This is a genomic window from Paenibacillus sp. Marseille-P2973 (assembly GCF_018101095.1).
GTDB lineage: Bacteria > Bacillota > Bacilli > Paenibacillales > Paenibacillaceae > Fontibacillus > Fontibacillus vini.
Window position 1 is genome coordinate 758,497 of the sequence record NZ_JAGQEH010000001.1, and the last position, 7,809, is coordinate 766,305.

The following is a 7,809-nucleotide window of genomic DNA, read 5'->3' on the forward strand; positions in this document are numbered from 1 at the left end:
CTGTAGCCTTAATAAATAAACATAGCGTCGCCAAAACTGAAGAAACGGTATCTTTGTTCAATCGCTTCACGGTACGCCTTCAATATATTCTCCCGCCCCGCCAGCGCACTGACCAGCATTACGAGTGTTGATTTCGGGAGGTGGAAATTCGTGATTAGAGCATCCACCAATCCAAACTCATATCCCGGATAAATGAAGATCCCCGTCCATCCGCTGCTTTTGGCCACAGGACCGCCAGCGCATTTCTGTGCTACCGTCTCCAGTGTCCGCGCAGACGTTGTTCCCACCGCGATGACACGGCCGCCTCTGGCTTTGGTCTCATTCAGGATATCCGCCGTCTCTTGAGGAAGCACATAATACTCCTCGTGCATAACATGGTCTTCAACGCGATCAACGGACATCGGGCGAAAAGTACCCAATCCGACATGAAGTGTGACGAAGGCAATGTCAATCCCTTTCGCCTTGATCTCCTCCAGCAAAGACTCGGTAAAATGCAGACCGGCCGTTGGTGCCGCAGCTGAGCCTTCGTGTTTGGAGTAGACCGTCTGGTAACGTTCGCGATCATCCAGTTTCTCCTTAATGTAAGGAGGAAGCGGCATTTGACCCAAGCGATCAAGAATTTCATTAAAAATGCCTTGATAGGAGAATCGCAAAACTCGTCCGCCCATCTCCCCTTCCGATTCAACCGTTGCTTTTAATTCCTCACTAAAGACAATGACTGAGCCGGTTTTCAACTTTTTCCCGGGTTTGACCAGCGCTTCCCAAAGATCTCCACCCAAATTTTTGAGCAGAAGCACCTCGGCTTTTGCGCCAGTATCTTCTTTGATGCCGAACAACCTCGCGGGGATAACCCGGGTGTCATTCAACACCAGGGTATCACCGGGTTTCAGATATTCTACAATATCCGAAAAAATACGATGCTGTGTGCTTCCGTCTCTTTTATTTAACGTCAACAGCCGGGAAGCGCTCCGATCCGCAAGCGGAGTCTGGGCGATCAACTCTTCCGGCAGTTCAAAATCGTACAAATCAACATTCATATTTACGCCTTCATTCCTTGACAATTGTCACATTTTGATAGTAGTGTTGCAAGATTTGCCGATAATCATACCCGGCATCCGCCATACCTTTTGCCCCCCATTGGGACATTCCGATTCCATGGCCGTAGCCCTTGCCGACAAACAGAAACTCGTTGGTTTGGTCAATTACGCGTGCAGTGCCGTTACCGTCCATAACCACCATATTTCCTCCATCCCAGCTTTTCACACCGGATGAAGTCAGCAGCGGAGTACCCGAAGCGGCCGTGCCGCTTGACGTCGTGCCCCCTGCACTCTGTACAGTATACCTTCCGGTAGCGGCAATATCAAACAGCGTGCTGGGCAGTCCGTTCAAAGCCGAACGGAAAGCATCCGGATATTTAATATCCAGGATTTGTCCATTCGCCTTGATCTGGGTAACGCGTCCGGATGGCCCTCTTTGGGTGATTTCCAGATTCAATATCGGTGACGGTGCCTCTGTTGTCGTTTTGCCTTTTAGGGATTTCAACAATTCCGCGGAACTGAATGGCCCTCGAATCCAGGCATACGCACTCGATTCATCCACTTTATCAAGTACAATGGCTTGGTCTCCAGGATTCAACTTGGCTACAGGATCTACGTCCGACTGAATCATCGGAAGGGGCCGAACCATGACGGAAGTCGTCGTTACCGTTAATTTCTGTAATCCGGCAGCGGTCGTGCTTCCCAACGATGCCGTATTATCTTCGCGTACATAACCCGTCGCCCCGTTTGACAGTAGCACATGGTACCATGATTTTAGCGAAGCCTGTACGACCTCGTCTTCCTTGCTCGGCACGCTGGAATACACGGGGTTGTAACTGCCCCATGCTTCCGTAGAATCCGCGGTTACCCCGCCACTGTTGGAAGAAAAGATTCCTTCCACAATTCTCCCGTCAGCCATCATCACTTCCCCGCTCGTACTGTCTACGGCTTGAATAATGCTGTTCGCTTCTTTCTCAGCACCGTTATAAACCTGACTTAAGGTTGTATCTACTAGCCCGGCTATTTTGAATTTATTAAGGGCGGCATTATAAAGGGCATAACTGCGTGCAGCAACCGCCTGAGCCTTTAATGACTCCTGTGGCCAGGAGGAGGAAACCTCGGCTCCCACAACGGAATATAGGTATTGTTCCAATGATACTTCGTTCACAAGAGCGAGCTGTCCGCTATATCGGCTAATTTCGAAGTCACCACGATATTTTCGGGCGGATCGTTCAACCAATTGAAGCAAGGAATTATCGTCGTTGTCGCGGACTAGAAGAGCCTCATTTCCGCTGAGCTCATAATGCTCTATCGGGGATGGTGTATCTAAATTCAGCGTTACATCGTTGTGAATCAAAATCGATGTTCCCGTCTGTACGGCAGGTGCCCACGGTATTTGCGGGAAGACTTGAGCCAGCTGCCCCTGTATCGTCCCTAATTCGGCTTCATTGGACGCGCCACCGACCCAGACGGAATATTGCTGCGGTCCGGTCATAACGGCGGAGGCCTCTGTTCCTTGAGCGCTCAACGTATCAAGCACCGTATCTGCTTCGGCTTTGCTTCCATAACTCCCGGCAGAAACATAGAAATTCCCATGAACGGACGGTTTTTGACCTTTGATCCAGGACGAAATCGAGCCTGCGACTCTGTCTACGGCTTTCCCAGCTTCTGCTGCATTCGCATATGGTCCGGTATAAACGCGATAAATCGTTCCTCCGCTGCTGTTCTGCGCAAAGGCAACGGGCTTATCGGTCGTACCTTGCAGCTTCTTAATCACAGCCGCCACAGTCTTCCAATCCGAGCTTTCCAAAGCTTTGACTTTATAACCGTCTACGCTGAACCGGGCGGATTGTCCGGGAGCAAACTGAACCCAGTTCTCCGTTCCTGATTGTGGACCTGCTCCCCAAGCCGCATCCCCTTTGATCGTAACCGCAGGGATCGTTGATTTGTAAGTGCTGCCTAGATCCAAGTACATGGCTACCCGAACATGAGGGCCGATTCCTGAGTCGGCGGATGCCGGAAGCTGGATCGCACCGGCCAGAAGAAGTCCGGCCAGTATCCCTTTTCCCCACCTGCTCCACTTGAATTTGATTCCCGAATTAGTTCCTTTCACGCGGTGATTCCTCCTTCATGATGCCAAGCTTATATCCTTATTCGCTCATTATTTCTGTACATCGGGAAGCGGTAAACCCAAATGATTGTATGCCGCCGGCGTTACCATCCGCCCCCGTGGCGTCCGCTGTAAATAACCGATCTGCAGCAGATAGGGTTCATATACATCCTCGATCGTCTGGCTTTCTTCGCCGATCGTTGCCGCGATCGTGTCGAGTCCTACGGGGCCGCCCCGGAAACTCGTAATCATCGCGCGAAGCATCTTATGATCGATCAGATCCAGACCCATCGGATCCACCTGAAGCATCTGTAGCGCTTCTCTGGCGATTTCAGGGGTGATCATTCCGTCGCCCCGCACTTGGGCGTAATCTCTTACCCGCTTCAACAGACGATTGGCAATCCGCGGAGTCCCCCGGGATCGGAGCGCTACTTCATCCGCGGCATCCCCGATAATCTCAATTCCCAAAATATCGGCATTACGCGAAACGATAAAGCTAAGCTCGTCCTGCGTATAAAATTCAAGTCGGCTGACTACCCCGAAGCGGTCGCGCAGCGGAGCTGACAGCAGGCCTGCACGGGTCGTAGCGCCAACGAGTGTAAAAGGAGGCAGGTCCAGCCGGACGGAACGGGCGCTCGGCCCCTTGCCGATCATAATATCCAGCGCGAAATCCTCCATCGCCGGATAAAGAACTTCTTCCACTGTCCGGTGTAACCGATGGATTTCATCAATAAATAGGACGTCGCCCTCCTGAAGATTTGTCAATAAAGCGGCAAGATCGCCCGGCCGTTCAATCGCGGGACCCGACGTCGTCCGTAAATTCACACCAAGCTCGTTGGCGATAATGTTGGCGAGCGTCGTTTTACCGAGTCCAGGAGGTCCATAAAGTAGGACATGATCCAGCGCTTCTTTGCGCATTTTCGCGGCTTCGATATATATTTTCAAATTTTCTTTGATTTGGTTTTGCCCAATATACTCCGCCAAATAGCGGGGACGCAGGCTCAGATCGACGGCTTGGTCTTCCATCATCAAGTTCGCGGATATGATCCGGTCTTCCATCATCGCTTTCCAGCACCTCTTTCTTCCAGCCTGTTATCAACCTGCATATAGCAGCTTCAAGGCCTTTTTCATTACCGAATCAACGGCTTCATCCTGACTTACCTGATCCTTAAGCTTATTCCATACACGGTCCAATTCGGGATCGGTATATCCAAGCGCCTTCAAGCCTTCTCTCGCTTCAGGCCAGCCCGGGGTTCCGTCTTCGAAAGCGGCCGATGCAGCAGGTACCGGGTCGAATAGAGAAGCCATGCCTCCCATGCCCTCCAGCTTGTCCTTCAAGTCCAGGATCATGCGCTGCGCGGTCTTCTTCCCGATTCCCGGCAGCTTCGTCAGAAACGAAATATTCTCTTGATGGATCGCAGCCACCACCGTGTCCGGATTGCCGCCGCTCAATATCCCGAGCGCCACGCGCGGTCCGATTCCTGACACCTCGATCAGCTTGCGGAACAGCTTCTGTTCTTCCCGCGTTGGAAATCCGAACAGCAGAATAGCGTCATCACGGACGTGATGATGCGTGTAAACTGTGATCGTATCTTGATTTTTGGCAGCAAACGCATAAGGGTTCGGACAGAAAACGCGATACCCTATGCCTTGTACATCCAAGACGACATATTCATTTTCAAGGTGGGCAACCTGGCCCCGTAAAAAATCAATCATGATCGCAATACCTCATTCAGCTTGGAATTTAACGTACATGAGTGTGCATGGCAAATCGCTACGGCAAGCGCATCGGCCACGTCATCCGGTTTTGGGATCGCCTGAAGCTTCAGGAACATTTTCGTCATTTCCTGGACCTGCCTTTTCTCGGCCTTTCCATATCCGACGATCGCCTGCTTAACCTGCATCGGCGTATATTCCGCTATAGGGAGCCCCTTCTGCATCGCAGCCAGAACCATAACGCCCCGCGCCTGGCTAACCGACATGGCTGTCGTTACGTTACGATTAAAAAACAACTTCTCCAGCGCCACAGCATCCGGTTTGTATTTGTCGATGAGCTGCACCATGCCTTCATAGACATGCAGCAAACGTTCCTCTTCAGGCGTGTGTGCCTCCGTTTGAATGCATCCGTATTGAACGGGGACACATTTACTGCCCTGCTTATCAATAAATCCGAAACCTACAATCGCGATTCCGGGATCAATGCCCAATATCCGCAAAGTTCAACCTCTCCCCAACCTGCTCAAGTCTTCCGGACAACCTCTTTATTTCAGGAATCCGGGTTTATGTCCGAATAAGCGAACATATGTATTCACTTTATTATAACAAAAGATCGGGACGATTGAGGAAAAAGTTTGTAGAACTTACTTTGAAAACAACTCTGCCATTTCCGCCAAAGCTCAAGTAAACAGCAAAAAGAGGCGTTATTGAATAACGCCCCTACGTTTATACGCATTACTGTTTATTCTGTTGCATCGTTTTCTCCGATTCTTCAACTGCAAAATCGCTGAAAGTGGACAAAACACTGTTGTATTCCTCGACATCCTGAATTCTTATGCCGTTCTTCAATTGCTGCAGCACCTCAGTCGGAAGCGCACTTTCCATAGTTTCCACATCTAATTGAAAAAAGGTTCGGATGACCTTTTCCTGCTTTGGCGGCCCGTCAAAAAGACTCAGATTGCCTTCTTTGTCGATGCCCACATACCCATCGCGGTTGCAAATCTCGGATAATCCTTGAATATGCTCATCAAACCACACATCACCCCCAGGGCCCAGTCTTCCATCCCAAGTTGGGTGTTCCTTCGCCAATTGGGCAATTTCTGCCGGTCTCATGAGCCCCAAAACGGAGCGGTCTTCGCCGCATGTATATATTTTATTTAAATGAACAATTCGTACCTGCGCGGTTTCCCGAAGCTCCTCTAACCATTCTTGCTGGGAATCGTCCTGTGCTTGAACATCCCGGAGGGTGCCCAGTGTCTCTAGCGCAAGCGGTTCATTCGTCATCAACTTTTCCATTTGTTCGGACAGAAGCATGCCTATCCAAGCCATCAAAGCCACGAGAGCGCAAGCGCTGATTGTCCAAACGGCTCGTTTCATCCGTCTCCAACGTTTTCTGATTTGTTTTTTGGTATGAAAAATATTCACGACGATCCCCTTCTATCGGAGTTTTATGTATATTGTGACCTCGGAGGTCATGAAATATACAACAGAAGAGGAGGAACGGGGAACCGGGCTTCTTATATGCTCAGTTCAATCTTTTAATTCAGTTCATTAGTTTGTGGACAAATAAAAAAACAGCCATCTGCGATGACTGTTTCTGATCGGGACGACACGATTTGAACATGCGACCCCCTGGTCCCAAACCAGGTGCTCTACCAAGCTGAGCTACGTCCCGATATATGCCGGTGAAGGGACTCGAACCCCCACGGTTTCCCTCACGATTTTGAGTCGCGCGCGTCTGCCAATTCCGCCACACCGGCTTATGCAATTATAAAGAAAATGGCGCGCCCTAAGAGATTCGAACTCCTGACCTTTTGATTCGTAGTCAAACGCTCTATCCAGCTGAGCTAAGGGCGCGTATTATGGAGCGGACGACGGGAATCGAACCCGCGACCCTCGCCTTGGCAAGGCGATGCTCTACCGCTGAGCCACGTCCGCAAACAAGTAATAAGACTGGTGAGCCATGAAGGACTCGAACCTTCGACACCCTGATTAAAAGTCAGGTGCTCTACCAACTGAGCTAATGGCTCGCATATGCGAATCTAAGATGAAAATGGCGGAGCCGACGGGATTCGAACCCGCGGTCTCCTGCGTGACAGGCAGGCATGTTAGGCCTCTACACCACGGCTCCACACTAGTAAATCTTGATCCCTTAAAGGGATAATTGCGGGGGCAGGATTTGAACCTGCGGCCTTCGGGTTATGAGCCCGACGAGCTACCGGGCTGCTCCACCCCGCGTCAGTAAAAAAAGAATATTTACTTGTTAAAGTAAACTATGGTGGAGGCTGAGGGGATCGAACCCCCGACCCTCTGCTTGTAAGGCAGATGCTCTCCCAGCTGAGCTAAGCCTCCATATGTAATGCACTTATTAAGAATAATGGTGACCCGTAGGGGATTCGAACCCCTGTTACCTCCGTGAAAGGGAGGTGTCTTAACCCCTTGACCAACGGGCCATAATATGGCTCCCCGAACAGGACTCGAACCTGTGACAACTCGATTAACAGTCGAGTGCTCTACCAACTGAGCTATCAGGGAATATTTTGCTTGGCGGCGTCCTACTCTCCCAGGACCCTTCGGTCCAAGTACCATCGGCGCTGGAGGGCTTAACGGTCGTGTTCGGGATGGGTACGTGTGGAACCCCTCCGCCATCGCCACCAAACGGTTCAAGCATCTTAATCGCTTGAAAACTGGATACGAAACGTGAATTTGCATTAGAAATTTGGATAAGCCCTCGACCGATTAGTACCTGTCAGCTCCATACATTGCTGCACTTCCACCTCAGGCCTATCAACCTCGTGGTCTTCAAGGGGTCTTACTAATTGGGAAATCTCATCTTGAGGGGGGCTTCACGCTTAGATGCTTTCAGCGCTTATCCCGTCCGCACGTAGCTACCCAGCTATGCTCCTGGCGGAACAACTGGTGCACCAGCGGTGCGTCCATCCCGGT

General features: G+C 50.8%; 6 protein-coding genes, 10 tRNA genes and 2 rRNA genes. All 18 read right to left on the reverse strand.

Annotation, left to right across the window (positions count from 1 at the left end; translation table 11 throughout):
• Positions 1 to 8: 8 nt before the first annotated feature.
• A complete protein-coding gene (gene queA / locus KB559_RS03295) occupies positions 9 to 1,037 on the reverse strand; it encodes a tRNA preQ1(34) S-adenosylmethionine ribosyltransferase-isomerase QueA (protein WP_211020171.1) in 1,029 nt (342 codons plus the stop codon).
• Between the two features lie 10 nt (positions 1,038 to 1,047).
• Positions 1,048 to 3,150, reverse strand: coding sequence for a SpoIID/LytB domain-containing protein (locus KB559_RS03300; RefSeq protein WP_348772879.1), 2,103 nt, complete (start codon positions 3,148 to 3,150; stop codon positions 1,048 to 1,050).
• Between the two features lie 48 nt (positions 3,151 to 3,198).
• Complete coding sequence (gene ruvB, locus KB559_RS03305; protein ID WP_211020173.1) at positions 3,199 to 4,206, reverse strand: Holliday junction branch migration DNA helicase RuvB; 1,008 nt, start codon at positions 4,204 to 4,206, stop codon at positions 3,199 to 3,201.
• A gap of 36 nt (positions 4,207 to 4,242) precedes the next feature.
• Positions 4,243 to 4,863 (reverse strand): Holliday junction branch migration protein RuvA, encoded by a 621-nt coding sequence (gene ruvA, locus KB559_RS03310; RefSeq protein WP_211020175.1) that lies wholly within the window; start codon positions 4,861 to 4,863, stop codon positions 4,243 to 4,245.
• On the reverse strand, positions 4,860 to 5,363 hold the full coding sequence (gene ruvC / locus KB559_RS03315) for a crossover junction endodeoxyribonuclease RuvC (protein ID WP_211020177.1): 504 nt from the start codon (positions 5,361 to 5,363) through the stop codon (positions 4,860 to 4,862). The genes ruvA and ruvC overlap by 4 nt, the downstream gene beginning before the upstream one ends.
• Before the next feature lie 235 nt (positions 5,364 to 5,598).
• Positions 5,599 to 6,240, reverse strand: a complete 642-nt coding sequence (locus KB559_RS03320) for a BofC C-terminal domain-containing protein (protein ID WP_247681513.1) — start codon at positions 6,238 to 6,240, stop codon at positions 5,599 to 5,601.
• Between the two features lie 224 nt (positions 6,241 to 6,464).
• A tRNA-Pro gene (locus KB559_RS03325) sits at positions 6,465 to 6,538 on the reverse strand.
• Positions 6,539 to 6,543: 5 nt separating this feature from the next.
• Positions 6,544 to 6,623: transfer RNA gene (locus KB559_RS03330), tRNA-Leu, on the reverse strand.
• Between the two features lie 20 nt (positions 6,624 to 6,643).
• Positions 6,644 to 6,720, reverse strand: a tRNA-Arg gene (locus KB559_RS03335).
• A 6-nt stretch (positions 6,721 to 6,726) separates the two neighbouring features.
• Positions 6,727 to 6,801, reverse strand: a tRNA-Gly gene (locus KB559_RS03340).
• Between the two features lie 16 nt (positions 6,802 to 6,817).
• Positions 6,818 to 6,893: transfer RNA gene (locus KB559_RS03345), tRNA-Lys, on the reverse strand.
• A gap of 24 nt (positions 6,894 to 6,917) precedes the next feature.
• A tRNA-Asp gene (locus tag KB559_RS03350) sits at positions 6,918 to 6,994 on the reverse strand.
• Positions 6,995 to 7,027: 33 nt separating this feature from the next.
• Positions 7,028 to 7,101: transfer RNA gene (locus KB559_RS03355), tRNA-Met, on the reverse strand.
• Between the two features lie 38 nt (positions 7,102 to 7,139).
• Positions 7,140 to 7,215, reverse strand: a tRNA-Val gene (locus tag KB559_RS03360).
• Positions 7,216 to 7,241: 26 nt separating this feature from the next.
• Positions 7,242 to 7,316, reverse strand: a tRNA-Glu gene (locus KB559_RS03365).
• A 6-nt stretch (positions 7,317 to 7,322) separates the two neighbouring features.
• Positions 7,323 to 7,398, reverse strand: a tRNA-Asn gene (locus KB559_RS03370).
• A gap of 7 nt (positions 7,399 to 7,405) precedes the next feature.
• Positions 7,406 to 7,522: ribosomal RNA gene (gene rrf, locus KB559_RS03375) — 5S ribosomal RNA — on the reverse strand.
• A gap of 60 nt (positions 7,523 to 7,582) precedes the next feature.
• Positions 7,583 to 7,809 (reverse strand): 23S ribosomal RNA (locus tag KB559_RS03380); the annotation flags it as partial.